13 protein-coding genes are annotated in these 17,963 nt (G+C 74.7%); 7 read left to right on the top strand and 6 right to left on the bottom strand.

Going from position 1 to position 17,963, the window contains the following annotated elements:
• Positions 1-48 precede the first annotated feature (48 nt).
• Together HL663_RS04725 and HL663_RS04720 are read left to right on the top strand one after the other, a co-directional pair.
• The gene (locus HL663_RS04725) at positions 49-450 is read left to right on the top strand and encodes an SRPBCC family protein (protein WP_173027290.1); all 402 of its coding nucleotides are present in this window, start codon (positions 49-51) and stop codon (positions 448-450) included.
• A 206-nt stretch (positions 451-656) separates the two neighbouring features.
• Positions 657-863, top strand: coding sequence for a cold-shock protein (locus HL663_RS04720; RefSeq protein ID WP_173027289.1), 207 nt, complete (start codon positions 657-659; stop codon positions 861-863).
• Positions 864-1,198: 335 nt separating this feature from the next.
• Here the strand turns inward: HL663_RS04720 and HL663_RS04715 are convergent, their stop codons facing one another.
• Both HL663_RS04715 and HL663_RS04710 read right to left on the bottom strand, forming a co-directional pair.
• Entirely contained in the window at positions 1,199-1,624 is a 426-nt protein-coding gene (locus HL663_RS04715) for a PPOX class F420-dependent oxidoreductase (RefSeq protein ID WP_173027288.1), read from the bottom strand.
• A gap of 150 nt (positions 1,625-1,774) precedes the next feature.
• Positions 1,775-6,991 carry a peroxidase family protein gene (locus HL663_RS04710; RefSeq protein ID WP_286175932.1) on the bottom strand — a complete coding sequence of 1,739 codons (5,217 nt, stop codon included), beginning with the start codon at positions 6,989-6,991 and terminating at the stop codon, positions 1,775-1,777.
• Positions 6,992-7,204: 213 nt separating this feature from the next.
• Between HL663_RS04710 and HL663_RS04705 the strand changes: the two genes are divergently transcribed.
• Genes HL663_RS04705 through HL663_RS04695 form a run of 3 tightly spaced genes read left to right on the top strand, consistent with a single transcriptional unit; the run spans position 7,205 to position 9,506 of the window.
• Positions 7,205-7,972, top strand: a complete 768-nt coding sequence (locus tag HL663_RS04705) for a LamB/YcsF family protein (protein ID WP_173027286.1) — start codon at positions 7,205-7,207, stop codon at positions 7,970-7,972.
• Positions 7,969-8,622, top strand: a complete 654-nt coding sequence (locus HL663_RS04700; protein ID WP_353654113.1) for a 5-oxoprolinase subunit B family protein — start codon at positions 7,969-7,971, stop codon at positions 8,620-8,622. Before HL663_RS04705 ends, HL663_RS04700 begins: the two co-directional genes overlap by 4 nt.
• Positions 8,619-9,506, top strand: a complete 888-nt coding sequence (locus HL663_RS04695; RefSeq protein ID WP_173027285.1) for a 5-oxoprolinase subunit C family protein — start codon at positions 8,619-8,621, stop codon at positions 9,504-9,506. The genes HL663_RS04700 and HL663_RS04695 overlap by 4 nt, the downstream gene beginning before the upstream one ends.
• 80 nt (positions 9,507-9,586) lie before the next feature.
• Here HL663_RS04695 and HL663_RS04690 read toward each other — a convergent pair whose 3' ends face one another.
• Entirely contained in the window at positions 9,587-10,171 is a 585-nt protein-coding gene (locus HL663_RS04690; RefSeq protein WP_173027284.1) for a maleylpyruvate isomerase family mycothiol-dependent enzyme, read from the bottom strand.
• 2 nt (positions 10,172-10,173) lie between these two features.
• Positions 10,174-11,220 carry a sigma-70 family RNA polymerase sigma factor gene (locus HL663_RS04685; protein ID WP_173027283.1) on the bottom strand — a complete coding sequence of 349 codons (1,047 nt, stop codon included), beginning with the start codon at positions 11,218-11,220 and terminating at the stop codon, positions 10,174-10,176.
• 118 nt (positions 11,221-11,338) lie between these two features.
• Between HL663_RS04685 and HL663_RS04680 the strand changes: the two genes are divergently transcribed.
• The gene (locus HL663_RS04680; RefSeq protein ID WP_173027282.1) at positions 11,339-12,850 is read left to right on the top strand and encodes an MDR family MFS transporter; all 1,512 of its coding nucleotides are present in this window, start codon (positions 11,339-11,341) and stop codon (positions 12,848-12,850) included.
• 89 nt (positions 12,851-12,939) lie between these two features.
• Here the strand turns inward: HL663_RS04680 and HL663_RS04675 are convergent, their stop codons facing one another.
• Complete coding sequence (locus tag HL663_RS04675) at positions 12,940-14,424, bottom strand: MFS transporter (protein WP_173027281.1); 1,485 nt, start codon at positions 14,422-14,424, stop codon at positions 12,940-12,942.
• Between the two features lie 115 nt (positions 14,425-14,539).
• On the opposite strand from HL663_RS04675, the gene HL663_RS04670 reads away from it, so the two are divergent.
• Positions 14,540-15,319 (top strand): TetR/AcrR family transcriptional regulator, encoded by a 780-nt coding sequence (locus tag HL663_RS04670; RefSeq protein WP_173027280.1) that lies wholly within the window; start codon positions 14,540-14,542, stop codon positions 15,317-15,319.
• A gap of 97 nt (positions 15,320-15,416) precedes the next feature.
• Here HL663_RS04670 and HL663_RS04665 read toward each other — a convergent pair whose 3' ends face one another.
• Entirely contained in the window at positions 15,417-17,834 is a 2,418-nt protein-coding gene (locus HL663_RS04665) for an FdhF/YdeP family oxidoreductase (RefSeq protein WP_173027279.1), read from the bottom strand.
• Positions 17,835-17,963 lie beyond the last annotated feature (129 nt).

The following is a 17,963-nucleotide window of genomic DNA, read 5'->3' as shown; positions in this document are numbered from 1 at the left end:
GTGCTCGTCCCGTGCCGGCCCGGGACGCCCGTCTGGGACGATGGCGGCATGTCCCTCCTCGACGGCTCGCTGCGGCTCTCGGCCACCGGGCCGCTCGCGCCCGAGCACGCGTGGGCCCGCTACACCGAGCCCCGCCGGTGGTCGGTGTGGGCGCCGCAGATCCGCGAGGTCGACTACCCGCAGGCCGTCGTCGAGCCGGGCACCCACGGGCGCGTCCGCGGCGTCGGCGGGGTCGTCGCCGTCTTCACCGTCGACGAGGTCGACCACGCCACCCGCACGTGGGCGTGGTCGGTGCGCTCGGGCCCGCTGCGGGTCCGGCTGCTCCACGGCGTCGAGCCGGCGCCCGGCGGCGGCAGCACGGCGTGGGCCGAGGTCCACGCGCTCTGGCCGGTCGTCGTCGGGTACGCGCCGGTGGCCCGCTGGGCCCTCGGCCGCCTCGTCACCCCCTGACGACCCGCCCCGCGGACACGAACTGCGCGATCCGGGGCGGTTGGGGCTAGGCTGGTCCCGTTGTTGAGCTTTCCGCATGTGAAGTAGTGGCAGAACCGGCCCCGATGGGACCGAGCAGCTTTCTGAGCAGAGGTACGCACCAGGCATCACCAACGCCGGGCCTCACGGCAGTCGTGGGGTCCTCGCTCAGAGAGAAAGGCCATCCCATGGCTACTGGCACCGTGAAGTGGTTCAACGCCGAGAAGGGCTTCGGCTTCATCGCCCCCGACGACGGCTCCGCGGACGTCTTCGCCCACTACTCCGCCATCAACTCGAACGGCTACCGCTCGCTCGACGAGAACGCCAAGGTCGAGTACGAGACCACGCAGGGCCAGAAGGGCCCGCAGGCGTCGAACATCACCGTCATCGGCTGATCTTCGTCACCCTCGCGCCTCACGGCGCACCCTCGAACGCCGCCCGGCACCGCCGGGCGGCGTTCGTGCGTCCGGGTCCGGACGTCGGGCGTGCACGAACTGACACTTTCGACGATTCGTGCACACCCCCTGCCTGGGGTCGGCGCCCTCGAGCGTGCAGAAACTGACGAAAGCGTCGATTCCCGCACGCCCCGACCCGGGGTCGGGGCCCTCGACCGTGCACGAACTGACGAAAGCGTCGATTCCTGCACACCCCCGACCCGGGGTCGGCGCCTCGAGCGTGCAGAAACTGACGCTTTCGACGATTCCTGCCCACCCCGTCGGGAGGGATCGGGTCAGGCGACCGGCGTGCGCTCGACCTCGAGCAGGATGCCCGCGCGCGGGGTGCGCCGGATGCCGACGAGGCCGGTGACCTTCTCGACGAGGTCGGAGAAGCGCGCCGGCAGACCGTACTTCGCGACGACCGCGGCCCGGACCTGCGCGACCTCCTCCGGCGAACGGACGACGACCCCCTCGCCGCGGTAGGTGGGCGCCCCGTCCTCGACCGCGCCCCGCACCGAGCACGGCCGAAGCTCGACCCGTCGCGTGTGGCCCAGCCGCTTGGTCTTGCCGGTGGAGTCCACCGTGATGACGGCCAGCCGGTCGGTGCCGTCGACGGCGGGCGCGACCCAGACCGGGGTCGACACGGCCCGGCCGTCGCGGCGGAAGGTCGTGAGGGACACGTACTTCGCGGAGGCGAGGGGGTGCTCGGCGGCGCTCATGGGCCCAGCGTAGGACCGGCTCCCGCCCGAGGACCCCGGCCCGATGTGCCGGACCCCCTGCCGCGTCGTCCTGGACGACGTGGCAGGGGGTCCGCCGGTGACCGGTGAGAGGGTGCGCCGGCAGGGCGCCACCGGTCACCGGCGGACGGCCTACCGGGGAGCCACCGCCGTGGAGCGCTCCGAGACCGGTCCGTCACCGACGCTGTTGAAGGCGACGACCTCGAAGCGGTAGGTGCCCGCCGGGAGGGTGAAGGAGCGGGTCCGGACGTTCGCCCCGACGACCGCGATGGTCGGCGACCCGACGGGGGTGACGCCGTCGGTGTCCATCCGCAGCGCCGTCACCCGGTAGCCCGTGATCGCGGACCCGCCGGTGCTCGTCGGCGCCGCCCAGTTCGCGCTCGCGGTGAGCGCGCCGCCCGCCGCCCCCTGGGTGGGGGCGAGGATGCCGGCCTGGCCCGGCACCCCGGCGGGGGTGACGGTGTTCGAGGCCGTGGAGACGGCGCTGGCTCCCACGGCGTTGACCGCCGCCAGCCGGAACGAGTACGTCGTCCCGTTGGTCAGGCCGGTCACCGTCGTGCTCGTCGGCGCCCCGGTGAGGGTGCGGGTCTCGACGACGGTCGTGCCGGTGCGCACCTGCAGCTGGTAGCCCGTGATCGGCAGGCCACCGGTGTCGCTCGGCGGGGTCCAGGACAGCAGCGCCGAGGCGTCACCGCGGGCCCCGACGAGCGCGGTCGGGGCCAGCGGCGGGCCCACGGCGGTCACGGCGTTCGACTCCGTCGCCGGCCCGGCCCCGAAGAGGTTCACGGCCTGGACGGTGAAGGTGTAGGACTGCCCGGCCGTCAGGCCCGTGACCGAGCGGGCGCGGATGCCCGTCCCGATGCCGGTGACCCGGCTGACCTCGGCGCCGCCGGAGCGCACGACGAGCGTGTAGCTCGTGAAGGTCGGGCCGCCATTGGCCGGGGCCGCCGTCCACGAGACCGTCGCGTTGCGGGCGGTGCCGGCGACCGCGGTGACGCTCGCGGGCGCCGCGGGGGTGCGGACGAGCACCCGCTGGTCGCTGAACTGCAGCGCCTCGATGTTCCGCAGCCGGTCGGTGCCGTCACCCCGGGTCGCCCCGCCCACGGCGGGCGGCGTGCTCGTCGTGTCGCGGACGCTGACCGTGCCGTCGGCGTTGGCCGTGATGACGTAGGTCGCGCGGGTGCCGACGAAGGTGGCGACGTCGCAGTTGCGGGGTGCGGTGGTGCCGCAGTCCGCTGCCGGCGTCGTCGGCGTCGTGATGCGGCGGACCGCCACGACGTTGCCCGGGTCGACGAGGCCCTTGAAGACCGCCGTCTGGAGGGTCATGCCGCTGGTGCCCGGGCCGAAGGTACCGGTCTTCGCGACGCCCTCGATGAGGTCGGTCGTGCCGATCTCGGTGGCCGGGTCGGCGGGGTTCGTGCGGACGCTCAGCGCGACCCGCAGCTCCTTGTCGCCGTCGATGACGTCGTCGCCGGCGCGGCCGGTGAAGGTGTCGTTGCCGGCGCCGCCGAGGAGGACGTCGCCCTCACCCCAGACCGCTCCGGTCAGCGGGCAGGTGCCGCTCGCGGACAGGGAGGCGGTCTCCTCGGCCGTCCCGGTCCAGGTCGACACCGGCGGGAGGACGTCGGCGAGGCCGTCGATGCGGGCCAGCCCCTCCTGGTCGATCGCGTCGCAGCCGGTGAAGCCGCCACCGCCGACGAGCCTCGGGAAGGCGAGGACGTTCGTCGTGCCCTTGATCGTGTCGTTCAGCGGACCACCGGACACGGCCTCCGTCTCCTGCCAGCGGTCGCGGTTGGTGATCACCTGGATCGGCAGGCCGCCGAGGTTGTTGTTGATCATCAGGTCGTCGTCGGCCTTGACGGTGTCGTACTGGTGGATGGCCCAGTCGAACCCGCCGGCGCCCGCGTTGCGGTCGACCGCGGCGTTCTGGCTCATGATGTCGTCGCCGCCCTCGGCGTCGTAGTCGTTCTCGCCGACCTGGCCGACGAAGACGTCGTTGCCGGGAGCCGTCTCGGCCGGGTCGTCGAAGAACGGTGCGCCGTGGTCGCCCTGGAGCAGGTCCTGGCCGGTGCCGCCCTGGATCCAGTCGTCGCCACCGCCACCGAAGACGGCGTCCGCGCCCTGGCCGGCGATGACCAGGTCGTTGCCGGGACCGGCGAAGACCTCGTTGTCGTTGGCGCCGCCGTTGAGCAGGTCGTCGCCGTCGTTGCCGTGGACGATGTCGTCGCCGGGGCCGGCGTCGATGGCGTCGTTGCCGGGCCCACCCTTGGGCACGTCCGCGCCGTCGAGGTCGGTGATGACGTCGTTGCCGGGGCCGCCGAGGGCGATGTCGTCGCCCCCGCCGCCCTCGATGACGTCGGCGCCCGGGCCACCCCAGAAGGTGTCGTTGTCGACGCCGCCGGCGACGCGGTCGGCCCCCGACGTCCCGTCGTACACGGCCTGGCCGTTGATGCCGGGCGGGTCGACGCTGTTGACCGAGCGGTACTGGATGGTGCCGTCCGGCCGCCGCAGGAGCAGCTTGGTCTCGTTGCACTCCGAGGTCGGGTCGTCGGCCACGGTGGCCCCGCTCGCCGCGTAGCCCGCGGGCGTCCCGGCGAGGTTGCCCAGCTCGAACTTGCAGTCCGCCCGGGCGAAGGCGTCGGCCTTGAGCGTCCGGGTGCCCTCGGTGTTGCGCATGATGATCTCGGAGAACGAGTTCCCCTCGAGCTGCGTGCGCAGGTTCATCCCGGGGGTACGGGCCAGGTAGTAGAGCCGGTCGTGGTCCTGGAGGTCCTCCATCTGGTTCTGGAAGACGTAGTTGAACGTGCTGCCGAGCATCCCGCCGTTGAGGTTGGTCACCTCGGCGAGGCCGCCGATCCACAGGTCGACGTCGTCGACGCCGGTGGTCGTCACGCCGTCGGCCGTGCTCGCCCAGTCGCCGGTGCCGAACATGAAGTCGGCGGCGTCGGACGGCGCGACGTCGGTCGCGGTCGGGTCGACGATCGCCCGGGCGGCGTCGCGCCGCTCGGCCGTCGTCGTGGCGGCGAGGATGGACGGGTGTCGCCCGTAGGCCGCGACGAAGTTGACGAGCGACTCGGGGTGCTTGAGGTGCTGGCCGAGGTCGCTCCAGCTCTCGTAGGGCGTCAGCGCCGCGTCGTGCGTCCGCTCGAAGATCTGCCGGCGCACCCCGTTGAGCGGGGGCACCCCGGCCTCCCGCGCCCGGGTGAGGTTGAGGGTCGCCAGGTCGAGCGGCAGCCCGAGCAGGTTGTTGCGCAGCGTCTCGGTGACGAACTCGTCGATCTCGTTGCCCGTCTGGTCCGAGGAGCCCATGAACACCGCCCCGGCGCCCTGGGCCGCGGTCAGCGGGCCCGCCGCACCGCCGTCGTAGAGCGTCGGCGGCGAGAGGAAGGCGTCGAGCAGCGGCAGCGAGGCGTCCGTCTGCGAGCCGTCCGCGGCCACGACGTGCCGGGAGACGGTCTCGTCGAGCATCGAGTGACCGAAGCGGTACACCGCGTGGGCGAACTCGGCGCTGATCGCCGGGTTCACGTCGGGCGAGTACACGTGGAAGGGCCGGATGGCCGGCTGCACCTTGCGCCCGAACTCCTCGAAGACGAGGTGCTGGTACTCCATCTCGGTGACGAACCGGGCCGCCTGGAAGAGGCGCTGGCCGTAGCTCCACGACCCGGTGCCGTCGGCGCCGGCGACGCCGACCGACTGCCACTGCGCGAGCGCGGCGCGGCCGGCGCTGGTGGTGTCGCCCTCGAGCGTGGCGCGGATGTCGTCGACGAGCCGGTTGTGCTCGGAGTGGAAGACCTGGTGGACGGAGGTGAGCGCGATGTTCTCGTTGCAGCGGCCGTCACCGCACGCGGCGTGCGACGCGAGGAGCTCGTCGTCGTAGGTGCCGGGCGCGGTCGGACCGGCCGTCACGACGTCGTCGGCGTCCGGGGTCGGCCACGTGTCGGGGGCGCCGTCGTGGTCGGTGTCGACCTGCGAGGGGTCCGCGGCGTGCGCGATGTCCGTGAGGAACGGGGTGTCGAAGTGGGCGGCGTCGGCGGGCACGGGCACCGGGTGCTCGGTGTCGCCCTCGACGAGGCCGCTCGCGGTGACGTACTGCGGGAGGCCGCGCGCCGGGCCGGGCAGGAAGTTGCCGTAGGGGTCGGTCGCGAGCATCGGCACGTCGAGCGCGTCGCGGTCGGACAGCTCCAGCCCGAGCAGCTCGCGGGCCTGCTTGCGGACCGCGGCCCACGTCGACTCGCCGCCGGTCATGTCCGGCGACCCGGCGTACGTGGCGCCGGCGGGCAGGCCGTCGAGGAGGTGCCCGGTGGCGACCGCCGCGGGGCTGCTCGACCCGACCGGGCCGGTGGCCGCGCGGTACTCGCGCAGGAAGACCTGGTGGGAGGCGTGCGAGGTGTAGGTCTGGCTCTGGTCGATCCAGGGGGTGTCGGTGTTCGCGGCCTCCTGGACGTCGTCGGAGGTGCCGAGCACCCCGTCCTCGCCCTTCTGGTTGCGGGCCCGCGTCAGCACCATGAAGCGCCGCGACGGCGGGACCTCGTCGCCGGTGGCCGCGCGGCCGTCCGGCCCGAGGGTCACGAGCGGGTCGTCGGCCTTGAGCGGCACGAACACGGAGGCGCCGCCCTTGACCGTCTGGTCGATGCCGTGGTCGAAGAACTGCCCGAAGAAGGTGAACAGGCTGTTGTACGGCGGGGAGAGCCCGACGTCGGTCGTGATGTTCGGGATGAACAGCGTCTGGTGGCTCGGCGTGCAGCCGGGCGGGTCCGCGACGACCGGCGGGTCCGTCGAGGGGTCGGGGTCCGTCGTGCAGGGCACCGCGGTGGCCGACGTGCTCTGCGAGCGCACCGGGTGGCCCGCGGCGGCGACGGCGGCCGGGTTGGTGACGGTCTGGTCGGCGACGAGGTTGCTGACGACCCGCGGCTGGGCGTCGACGACGTTGCCGGTCTTCTGCGCGTAGCTCGTGTCGCCGGGGGCGCCGACGGGCAGGCTCGGGGTGATCGGGTCGGCGTCCCGGAAGACGGGCGTGGTCAGGCGCGGGAAGAGCTCGTCCGCCGCCGCGACCCGGAAGGTGCCCGCGTCCTTGAGGTTGTTGCACGAGCCGTCGACCGTGCGCAGGCCGTACGCCGTGAGGATGTCCGGCACCTGCTCGGCGTCGGGGATGCCGTCCCCGGGCTGGTTGACCAGCGTGCCGCAGGGGTCCGCGGCGGTGAACGTCGTGCTGTGCCGCTCGGCGATCCGGATCTGCTTGAGGATGAACGCGAGGTCACCCCGGGTCACGGTGAACCCCGCGCCGACCGTCGCGGTCGGCGCCGGTGCGGCGAGCGCCGGGACGGCGCCACCCCCCACCGTGACCGCCACGACGGCGACGACCAGGCCGCGCCATCCGTGCCGTCCGCGGCGGGACCGGCCCGCCGCACGTGCCGCGGGCCCACGGAGCCCCTGTCGACTGCTGTGCTCGACCATGACGGTCCACCTTCCCGGCGCCCCTGCGCGCCGACTCGCGCAGGGTCCCGCCACGACCTTGGGGTTGCCTTGGGGTCCGGCCCCCGGTCGGCCGGTAGCGTCGGCGGGGTGGGCTCCGTCATCGACCTCAACGCCGACCTCGGCGAGTCCTTCGGGGCGTGGACCCTCGGCGACGACGCCGCGATGCTGCGGGTCGTGACCAGCGCGAACGTCGCCTGCGGCTTCCACGCCGGGGACCCGACGACCATCCGCCGCACCGTCGCGCAGGCGGCCGCGGCGGGCGTGGCCGTCGGGGCGCAGGTCGGCTACCGCGACCTCGCGGGCTTCGGGCGGCGGCGCATCGACGTCGCGCCGGAGGACCTCACGGCGGACGTGCTCTACCAGCTCGGCGCCTTGGAGGCGATGTGCCGCGTGGCCGGCACCGCGGTCCGGTACGTCAAGGCGCACGGCGCGCTCTACACGACGGCCGCGGTCGACGAGGGGCAGGCGCGGGCGGTCGTCGAGGCCGTCCTCGCCTGGGACCGCACGCTGCCTCTGCTCGGCCTGCCCGGCTCGGTGCTGCTCGCGGTCGCGGCAGAGGCCGGGCTGGCCACCCTCGGCGAGGCGTTCGCCGACCGCGGCTACGACGCCACCGGCCACCTCGTGCCCCGCCGCGACCCCGGCGCGCTCGTCACCGACCCGGCGCAGGTCGCCGAGCGGGTCGTGCGGATGGTGCGCGACGGCGTCGTCGAGGCCGTCGACGGCACGCTCGTCCGGGTCGCCCCGGACTCGGTCTGCGTCCACGGCGACACCCCCGGCGCGGTCTCGGTGGCCGTGGCGGTCCGCGACGCGCTGGCGGCGGCCGGCATCGGCCTGCTGGCGGTCGTCGAGCCGTGAGCGGGGTGCCCGTGCAGGTCCTGCCCGCCGGGGAGCACGCCGTCCTCGTCGAGGTGCCCGGCCTCACCGAGGTGCTCGCGCTGGCCGCCGCCGTCCGGGCCGCCGTCGCGTCCGGCGAGGGGCCGTGGGGGTCGGTGGCCGACGTCGTGCCGGCCGCCCGGACCCTGCTGCTCGTCGGCGACGACGTCGTCCCCGCCCGCCTGGCCGAGGCCGTGCGCGCCCTCGCGCCGCGGGTCGGCACCGACGGGCCCGTTCCGCCCGAGGGACCGGTGGTCGAGGTGCCGGTGCGCTACGACGGCCCCGACCTCGACGAGGTCGCCCGGCTGGTCGGGATGGACCCCGCGGCCGTCGTGGCCGCGCACACCGGCACGCCGTGGCGGGTCGCGTTCGGCGGGTTCGCGCCGGGGTTCGCCTACCTCGTCGGCGGCGACCCGCGGCTGCGCGTGCCCCGGCGCGACACCCCCCGCGCGTCGGTGCCGGCAGGGTCGGTCGGTCTCGCCGGGGAGTTCTCCGGCATCTACCCGCGCGCCTCGCCGGGCGGCTGGCGGCTGGTCGGGCGGACCGACGTCGGGCTCTGGCGCCCCGACCACGACCCGCCCGCCCTGCTGCGGCCCGGCGGGGTCGTCCGGTTCGTCGCGGTGGACGGATGAGCAGCGCGCTCGAGGTCCTGCGCACCGGCCCCCAGGTGCTGCTCGAGGACGCCGGGCGGCCGGGGCTCGCCGCGGTCGGGGTCGGCCGGTCCGGGGCCGCCGACCGCGCCGCCCACCGCCTCGCGTGCCGGCTCCTCGGGCACGCCGACGCCCCGGCCGCGCTCGAGGTCCTGCTCGGCGGCCTCGTCGTGCGCGCCCGCGGGCGGATGCTCGTCGCCGTCACCGGCGCGGTGGGCCCGCTGGCGCTCGACGGCCGGCCGGTGCCGCCCGCGGCCGTGCTCGAGCTCGTCGACGGCGCCGAGCTCGCCCTCGGCGCACCGGCGTCGGGCCTGCGGTCCTACCTCGCCGTGCGCGGCGGCCTCGACGTCCCGGCCGTCCTCGGCTCGCGCTCGACCGACGTCCTCGCCGGGCTCGGGCCGCCGCCGGTCCGGGTCGGTGACGTCCTGCCGGTCGGGGCGGCGCCGGCGACCTTCCCGCACGTCGACCACGCCGCCCGGTGGGCACCACCGACGGGCGACGTCGTCCTCGACGTGCTGCCCGGGCCGCGCTCGTCCTGGGTCGGCGGGCTCGACGCCGTGGTCCGCGGCGGCTGGGTCGTCGGCCCCGACAGCGACCGGGTCGGGGTGCGCCTGCGGCCGGTCGGCCCTCCGCTGCTGCGCCTCCCGGAGCACGCGGGCGTCGAGCTCGCGAGCGAGGGGATGGTCCGCGGCGCCGTCCAGCTTCCGCCCGGCGGCGAGGCCGTCGTGTTCCTCGCCGACCACCCGGTGACCGGGGGCTACCCCGTGGTCGCCGTGCTCACCGACGCCGCCGCCGACCGCGCGGCCCAGCTGCGCCCCGGTGAGTCCGTGCGCCTGCGCCCCGCCACGCCCCGCCGGGGCCCCTGAGCCGCCGACCCCGGCACGCCCCCACCCGTCGAGCGAACAGGACACGCCGTGCCCGCCGGTCCGCCAGCGGCGCGTCCTGTTCACTCGACGGGGTGCGCCCGGCCGAGGTGCGCGAGGAGGAGCGAGGCGGGGTCGGTGCCGGAGGGCACGAGCGGGGGCGCGAACCGGGGGTGCCGGACGCCGGCCGGGACCCGCCGCAGCGCGACCGGCAGCAGCGCGGCGGCGAGCAGCGACGGGAACGGCGCCGTCGACCCCAGGGCCCTCGCGACGTCCCACCCGTGCACCGCCACCTCCAGCGACGAGACCTCGAGCGCGACGTCCGGCTCGAGGCGCCGGTCGCCCACGAGCACCGGCCCGGGCCCGCCGTCCCGCACCCAGCCCTCGAGCAGCACGCACCCGAGCACCCGCAGGTGCTCGGCCAGCACGGTCGGCCGGCGCGAGGTCGGTGGCGGGCCGACCGGTGCCATCCGACCGAGCGAGAGCTCGGTGACGACCTCGAGGGAGTCGACCATGTGCACGAGCAGGTCGGCGAGCGTCCACGCGGCGCACGGGGTCGGCCGGTCGGCGGCGTCGTCGGTCACCCCCGCGAGGGCGCCACGGGTCCACGCCAGGGACCGGTCCAGCAGCTCGACGTCGACCCCCGGACGGCAGTCCGCGGGGTGCACGCTCACTCCCCCGGTCGGGCGGGGACGTCGTCCGGTCCGAGCCGGTCCGGGAGGCCGGCCAGGGCGAAGTACGCAGTGTCGAAGAAGACGACGGCGTGCTTGACGAGCGCCCCCTCGAGCTCGAGCACCTGCAGCTGGAAGGGCCGGAAGACGTCGTCGTCCGGGCCCGTCTCGCGCAGGTAGAGACCGAAGGCCGGCTGGCCGTTGCACGTCGTCGCGAGCATCGGCATGTCGTACCGGCCGCCGGGGCACTGGGTGTCGACGAGCTCGGCGATGGTGCGCGGCCCCTGGTACCAGCCGGCGAAGGGCGGCATCTCCCAGACGGCGTCCTGCGTGAACAGGCGGGCGATGGCGTCGGGGTCCTTGCGCCAGAACGCATCGACGTAGCGGTCGAGGAGCTCGCGCTGCTCGTCGTCGAGCTCGGCGCGCGGGGCGTCGGGCGAGGGCGCGACGTCGCCGAGGGTCGCCCGGGCCCGCTGGAGGGCGCTGTTGACCGACGCGACCGACGAGCCGGTGGCCTCGGCGACCTCGGCGGCGCTCCAGCGCAGGACGTCGCGCAGGACGAGGACCGCCCGCTGACGCGCCGGCAGGTGCTGCAGCGCCGCGACGAACGCGAGCCGGACGGTGTCGCGCTCCGCGACGACGTCGGCGGGGTCGGCGGTCCCGAGCAGCGCGGCGTCCGGCATCGGGCCGAGCCACGGCACCTCGGTGCGCTCGTCGAGCGGGTCGGCGCCCTCCGACGAGGCCGTGCCGAGGCCGGACGGCAGCGGCCGGCGGTCCTTGCCCTCGAGCGCGGTGAGGCAGACGTTGGTCGCGATGCGGTGCAGCCAGGTGCGCAGCGACGAGCGGCCCTCGAAGGAGTCGTACGCCCGCCACGCCCGCAGGTAGACCTCCTGGACGAGGTCCTCGGCGTCGCTCGGCGACCCCGTCATCCGGTAGCAGTGCGCGAGCAGCTCGCGGCGGTAGCGGCCGACGGCGGCGTCGAAGTCGGTGTCGGTGCGGGTGCCCCCGTCGACGGCGGCCTGCGTCGGTGAGCCCGTGGGCGTCATCGCGGTCCTCCTCCCGGCGCCCCCGTGGCGCCTCGTCCCCCGTACCGACCGAGGCCGGCCCCGGAACTCATCGGCACGGCGACGATGAGTTCGGGCGGGTGTCCCGGTCGATCCCACCATGACGACCACCGACTCCACCACCCCCCTCCCGGTCCCCGCGGCGGCGGCCCCGGACGCCCCGGCGCGCACCTACCCGGTGCTGCGCTGGCTCGTCGCGGCGACCTTCACCGTCATCCTCAACGAGACCGTGATGGTCAACGCGATCCCCCGCCTCATGGCGCAGTTCGACGTGGGCGCCCGGGCGGCGCAGTGGCTCTCGACGGCGTTCATGCTGACGATGGCCGTCGTCATCCCCGTGACGGGATGGTTCCTCCAGCGGGTGACCACCCGGCTGGCGTTCACCGTCGCGATGTCGGTCTTCGGCGCCGGCACGCTCGTCTGCGCCCTCGCGCCGACCTTCCCCGTCCTCGTCGGCGGCCGCGTCGTTCAGGCGGCCGGCACCGCGGTGATGATGCCGCTGCTCATGACGACGCTCATGACCGTCGTCGACGAGCGCGACCGCGGCCGGGTCATGGGCAACGTCACGCTCGCCATCTCGGTGGCGCCGGCCCTCGGTCCGGCCCTCTCGGGGGTCGTCCTCGCCGCGGCCGGGTGGCGCTGGCTGTTCGGCCTCGTCCTGCCGGTGGCCGTGCTCGTCACGGTCCTCGGGCTGCGCCACCTCGCCGACGTCGGCGAGACCCGCGTGACACGCGTCGACTGGGCGAGCGTCCTGCTGTCGGCGCTCGGCTTCGGCGCGCTCGTCTACGGCCTGAGCCGCGTCGGCGAGGAGCACCCGGGCGCGGTGCCGGCGTGGGGCTGGGCGCTCGGCGGGCTGCTCGTCGTGGCCGGGTTTGTCGTCCGCCAGCGGTCCCTCACCCGCCGTTCCGAGCCGCTGCTCGACCTGCGCGCCCTCACCCACCGGACGTACACGGTGTCGCTGGCGATGCAGTCGCTCGCCTTCCTCACGATGCTCGGCGCGATGATCGTGCTGCCCCTCTACCTCCAGGACCTGCGCGGCCTCTCGCCGCTGCAGACCGGCCTGCTCGTCGCGCCCGGCGGCATCGCGATGGGCCTGCTCGGCCCGGTCGTCGGCCGGGTGCTCGACCGGGTCGGCGCGCGGCCGCTCGTCGTCCCTGGCGCCCTCGCGGTGCTCGCGTCCCTGGCGGCGCTCTCCCGGCTGTCGGAGACCACCCCGTTCGCCGTGCTCCTCGGGGTGCAGGTGCTGCTCATGGTCGGTCTCGCCGCCCTGTTCACGCCGGCGTTCACCCTCGGCCTCGGCGCCCTGCCGCCGCACCTCTACCCGCACGGGTCCTCGCTGCTCGGGACCGCGCAGCAGGTGTCGGCCGCGGTCGGCACGGCCCTGACGGTCACCGTGCTCTCGTGGCGCTCCGCGCAGCTGGCGGCCGGCGGGGCGAGCGAGGCCGCGGCGTACGTCGGCGGGGTCCGGGCGGCCTTCACCGTGGCGGCCGTCCTGGCGGTCGGGGTCGTCGGGCTCGCGCTGCTCCTGCCGAACCGCCTGCCGTCGCCCGCGCCCGTGCCGGTGGACCCGCGCCCGCAGCCGGACGGCGCCGCTGCTCCCGCCGTCCCCTGACCCGCGCCACGCGGATGCTCCCGCGGCACCCGGGAGGTTCCGGGTGCCGCGGGAGCATCGGCGAGCGGGGCCACGAGCGGGCCGGCTGGTCAGGACGCGGCGGCCGCGGGCTCGCGCTCGTCGGACGGCTCCTCGACGCTGCGGGAGTCGGTGAGGGTCGAGGCCCCCCAGGTCGCGACGACCCCGACGAGGACGGCGAGGACGAGGTAGGTCACCCGCTCGCCCCGGAAGAACGACGCGACGAGGTCGGCGCCCCACGTGCCGGCCGGCAGCACCCGCGTCACGAGGACGGCGACGAGCGTGCCGACCACCGCCGTGCCGATGCTCGACCCGACCTCCTGCGCCGTGTCGTTGAGCGCGGTGCCGATCGAGGTGCGGTTGGCCGGCATCGCGTCGACGAGGGCCACGGCGCAGGTGGTCATCACCGTGCGCAGCCCGAGCGTGAGCACGACCATGGCGGCCGCGACGGCGGGGTAGCCGTGCGAGACGCCCCAGGCCATGCCGACGAGCGAGGTGGTGAGCAGCCCCGCGCCGACGAGGCAGGCGACCCGGTGGCCGAAGCGCCGGACGAGCCACTCCGACAGGGGGGTCGCGAGGAGCATCGTGGCGATCATCGGCAGGTTGGCCAGCCCCGCCCGCACGGGGCTCCAGCCGTACGCGTACTGGAAGTGCAGGATCAGCCCGAACATCACGCCGGCCATCGCGATCGACGTGCCGACTTGGGCGAGCGCGGCGCCCCGGACGGTGCCGGTGCGGAAGAGCGCGAGGTCGAGCATCGGGGAGGACGTGCGCCGCTCGTGCCGGACGAAGGCCAGCGCCGCGAGGGCGGAGCCCGCGAGCGCGGCCAGGGTCGGGGCCGAGAGCCAGCCGTGCTCGACCCCGCTGGTCAGCGACCAGCAGCCGAGGCCGATGGCGACGACGCTGAGGACGGTCCCGCCGAGGTCGAGGCGGTCGTCGGTCAGGTCCTCGCGGCGGTCGGCCGGCACCCCGAGCCGGACGCCGACCCAGGCGAGCAGGGCGATCGGGGCGTTGACGAGCAGAAGCCACTCCCACCGGACGTGGGCCAGGGCGCTCCCGCCGAGGAGCGGGCCGAGGACGAAGCCGGACATGCCGACGACGATCATCACCGTCATCGCGCGCATCCGCAGGGCCTGGTCCTCGAAGAGCCGGAAGATGAGCGAGTTCGTGATCGGGGCCATCGCGGCGGCGGCGATGCCGAGCGCGGCCCGCAGGAGGACGAGCTCGCCGGTGGTCGAGACGGCGGCCACGGCGAGGCTGACGACGCCGAAGACGGCCAGGCCGACGAGCAGGACGCGGCGACGCCCGAGGCGGTCGGCCATCGACCCGGCGGTGAGCAGGAGGCCCCCGAAGGTCAGCGAGTAGGCGCCGCTGACCCACTGCAGGGCAGTCGTGCCGCTACCGAGGTCGCGGCCGATGGTCGGCAGCGCGACGGTCAGGAGCGTGTTGTCGACCATCTCGACGAAGAAGGCGAGGCAGAGGGCGGCCAGCGGGACCCACGCGGCGCGAAGGGACGGGTACGTGCGGGGCGGGGCGGTGACGGCGGTGGCGGTCATGGCTCCTCCTTCCCGGAATTCGAACGTCGTTCGGTTGTCGAACGCTGTTCGGCACCATAGAACGATGTTCGGTTCGGGGCAACCCCCGCCCTCCCCGCTGTGGTCTCATGGGTCCATGCCCCCGCCCCGCCAGCGCCCGCCCCGCCCGGTCCGCGCGCCGCGCCCGGGGGCCGCCCACCTCGAGCGGGACCGGTCCGCCCGGGGACCCCGGGAGGGACGGCGCCGGGCGTCGCACTCGCTGGACTCGGTGCTCACCGAGGCCGTGGCCCTCCTCGACGAGCACGGCGAGGCCGGGCTGAACTTCCGGGCACTGGCCGCCCGCCTCGGGGGTGGCGTCGGCAGCGTCTACTGGTACGTCTCCAGCAAGGACGAGCTGCTCGACCGGGCCGCCGACCACGTGCTCGCCGACGTGCTGACCCGGGTGACCGGCGTGGGGACGACCGGCGACACCGACCCGGTCGACGACGTCCGGACGATCGCCGTGACCCTGTTCGACGCGATCGTCGAGCGGCCCTGGCTCGGGTCGTACTTCCTACGCGACACCCGGGTCCAGCCCAACGCGATCCGCCTCTACGAGAAGATCGGCCAGCAGGTGCTGCGCCTCGGGCTCGACGACCGCCGGTCCTTCCACGCCGTCTCCGCCGTCATCGGGTTCGTCATCGGCGTGGCGGCGGACATGGGGCAGCAGACGCCCCCGGCCGAGGTCGCGTCGGGCGAGATGGACCGGGCGGAGTTCCTCGCCGCGGCGGTCGACGGCTGGCGGGCCCTGGACCCGGACCAGTTCCCGTACCTGCACCGGATCGCCGACGAGTTCGCCGTCCACGACGACGCCGACCAGTTCCGCGCCGGCCTCGACCTCCTGCTCGCGGGGCTGCGCCTCCAGGCCGGTCGCTGACGCGGCGTCGGGTCCCCTCGCCCGGATGCTCCCGCGCCGCCCGGGACGTGCCGGGTGGCGCGGGAGCATCCCGGTGGGGACGCGACCGGGAGGCTCCTCAGCTGAGGTGGTGCGGCTCGACGTCGCTGCGGTTGCCCTGGTCGCTGCCCGACCTCACGCGGCTCTCGGGGTCGCAGTCGATGCGGCCGCACGAGCCGAGCGGCTCGAAGCGCACGACGACACCCTTGGACACCGGGCAGTTGCTGGCGTCGGCGACGTGGTCGAGCGGCACGAGGACGTTGCACTCGGGGTAGTACGCGGCCGCGCAGCCGCGCGCCGTCGGGTACGACACGACCCGGAACCCGTGCGCCACGCGCTCCGAGCCGTCGACCCACTCCGAGACGACGTCGTAGAGCTCGTTCTCGCGCAGGCCGAGCGCGGTGATGTCGTCGGGGTGGACCATGACGACGTTGCGCCCGCCGGCGAGCCCGCGGTATCGGTCGTCGTGGCCGTAGATCGTCGTGTTGAACTGGTCGTGGCTGCGCAGGGTCTGCAGGACGAGGTGGCCCTCGGGCGCCTCGAGCAGCTCGATCGGGACCGACGAGATCTCCGCCTTCCCCGACGCGGTCTCGAACACGCGCGAGTCGCGCGGCGGGTGCGGGAGGGTGAAGCCGCCCGGCCGCTGGACCTTCTCGTCGTACGCGTCGCAGCCCGGCACGACGTGGCCGATGTGGTGGCGGATGCGCGTGTAGTCCTCGGCCATGACGGCCCAGTCGATGCTCGAGCCCTCCGGCCCGTCACCGAGCACGGCCTCGGCCATCCGGCAGACGATCCACGGCTCGCCGCGCAGCATCGGGCCGGCGGGCTGGTTGCGCCCGACCGACAGGTGCACCTGCGACATCGAGTCCTCGACGGTCAGGCCCTGCCACCCCTCGGCCGTGATGTCCTTCTCGGTCCGCCCGAGGCACGGGAGGATGAGCATCCGCCGCCCGGGGAGGACGTGGGTGCGGTTGAGCTTCGTCGACACCTGCACGCCGAGGCTGACCGAGCGGATGACCTCGTGCACGAGCTCGGAGTCGGGCGTCGCCGCGGCGAGGTTGCCGCCGAGGCCGATGAGCACCTTGACCCGGTTCTCCTGCAGCGCACGGATGCTGTTGACGACGTCGTGGCCGCGCTCCTTCGGCGGGGTGAACCCGAACTCGAGGCGCAGCTGCTCGGCGAAGTGCGCGGGCAGCTTCTCCCAGATGCCCATCGTCCGGTCGCCCTGCACGTTGGAGTGGCCGCGCACCGGGCACAGGCCTGCACCGGGCTTGCCGATGTTGCCCTGCAGCAGAGCGACGTTGGTGATCTCCTTGATGGTCGACACCGCGTGCTTCTGCTGCGTCACCCCCATCGCCCAGCAGAAGACGGTCTTCGACGAGCCGGCGAGCAGGTCGGCCACGCGCTCGATCTGGCTGCGCTCCAACCCGGTCGCGCGCAGCACGAGGTCCCAGTCGAGGTCCTGCACGTGCCGCTTGTAGGTCTCGAAGCCGGTCGTGTACCGGTCGACGAAGTCCTGGTCGACGGCGCCGCGCTCGACGAGCAGCGCCCCGAGGGCCTGGAAGAGCGCGAGGTCTCCGCCGAGGCGGATCGGCAGGAACTCGTCCGCGAGGTCGGTGCCGACGCCGGTCAGCCCCTTGAGGGTCTGCGGGTTGTCGAACTTCATGAGCCCGGTCTCGGGGAGCGGGTTGACCGCGACGATCTTGCCGCCCCCCTTGACGCACTTCTCGAGCGCGGAGAGCATCCGCGGGTGGTTCGTGCCGGGGTTCTGCCCGGCGATGATGACGAGCTCGGCCTCGTGGACGTCCTCGAGGCTGACCGACCCCTTGCCGATGCCGATGGTCTCGGCGAGCGCGACCGAGGTCGACTCGTGGCACATGTTGGAGCAGTCGGGGAGGTTGTTCGTGCCGAACGCGCGGGCGAAGAGCTGGAAGACGAACGCGGCCTCGTTGGAGGCGCGCCCGCTCGTGTAGAGCACGGCCTCGTCGGGCGAGGCGAGCGCCTGCATCTCCTCGGCGACGATGCCGAAGGCCTCGCCCCAGGTTACGGGCTCGTAGTGGGTGCCGCCCTCGCGCAGGAGCATCGGCTCGGTGATGCGGCCCTGCTGGCCGAGCTGGAAGTCGCTCCACGTCGCGAGCTCGGAGACGGCGTGCCGCGCGAAGAAGCCCGGGTCGGCGCGCCGCTTGGTCGCCTCCTCGGCGACCGCCTTGGCGCCGTTCTCGCAGAACTCGGCGAAGCTGCGGTGCTCCGGGTCCGGGTCGGGCCAGGCGCAGCCCATGCAGTCGAAGCCGTCGGCCTGGTTGAGCCGGCGCAGCGTGTTGAGGGTGCGGGCGGGGCCCATCTGGGCGATGCCGCGGTTCATCGAGACGGCGACCGCCTCGAGCCCGGCGGCGCCCTTGCGCCGGTGGTGCACGTCGACGTCGGTGGGGACGACGTCGGACTCCGGCGCACCGCGCCAGGGCTCGAGCATCCGGGTGAGGCGCGTGTTCTCGGGCATGACCTCACCCTCGCACCCGCGGGCGCGCCGCGGTGGCTCGGGGTCCGTGACGAATGTCAGGACGTCGCAGGTCAGCCCCGATGCCGTCGCGCGCTACACCGCAGTACGTGTCGCCACAGCAGCACCTAC

The sequence above is a fragment of the Arthrobacter sp. NEB 688 genome (assembly GCF_013201035.1).
Classification (GTDB): Bacteria; Actinomycetota; Actinomycetes; order Actinomycetales; family Dermatophilaceae; genus Phycicoccus.
Note: the sequence above shows the minus strand (reverse complement) of the source record. Positions and strands in the feature narration are given on the sequence as shown.

Coding starts and splice junctions, on each gene's coding strand:
- HL663_RS04670 (WP_173027280.1), top strand. CDS start 14,540: ATGCCCCCGCCCCGCCAGCGCCCGCCCCGCCCGGTCCGCGCGCCGCGC.
- HL663_RS04665 (WP_173027279.1), bottom strand. CDS start 17,834: ATGCCCGAGAACACGCGCCTCACCCGGATGCTCGAGCCCTGGCGCGGT.
- HL663_RS04680 (WP_173027282.1), top strand. CDS start 11,339: ATGACGACCACCGACTCCACCACCCCCCTCCCGGTCCCCGCGGCGGCG.
- HL663_RS04685 (WP_173027283.1), bottom strand. CDS start 11,220: ATGACGCCCACGGGCTCACCGACGCAGGCCGCCGTCGACGGGGGCACC.
- HL663_RS04695 (WP_173027285.1), top strand. CDS start 8,619: ATGAGCAGCGCGCTCGAGGTCCTGCGCACCGGCCCCCAGGTGCTGCTC.
- HL663_RS04675 (WP_173027281.1), bottom strand. CDS start 14,424: ATGACCGCCACCGCCGTCACCGCCCCGCCCCGCACGTACCCGTCCCTT.
- HL663_RS04715 (WP_173027288.1), bottom strand. CDS start 1,624: ATGAGCGCCGCCGAGCACCCCCTCGCCTCCGCGAAGTACGTGTCCCTC.
- HL663_RS04720 (WP_173027289.1), top strand. CDS start 657: ATGGCTACTGGCACCGTGAAGTGGTTCAACGCCGAGAAGGGCTTCGGC.
- HL663_RS04725 (WP_173027290.1), top strand. CDS start 49: ATGTCCCTCCTCGACGGCTCGCTGCGGCTCTCGGCCACCGGGCCGCTC.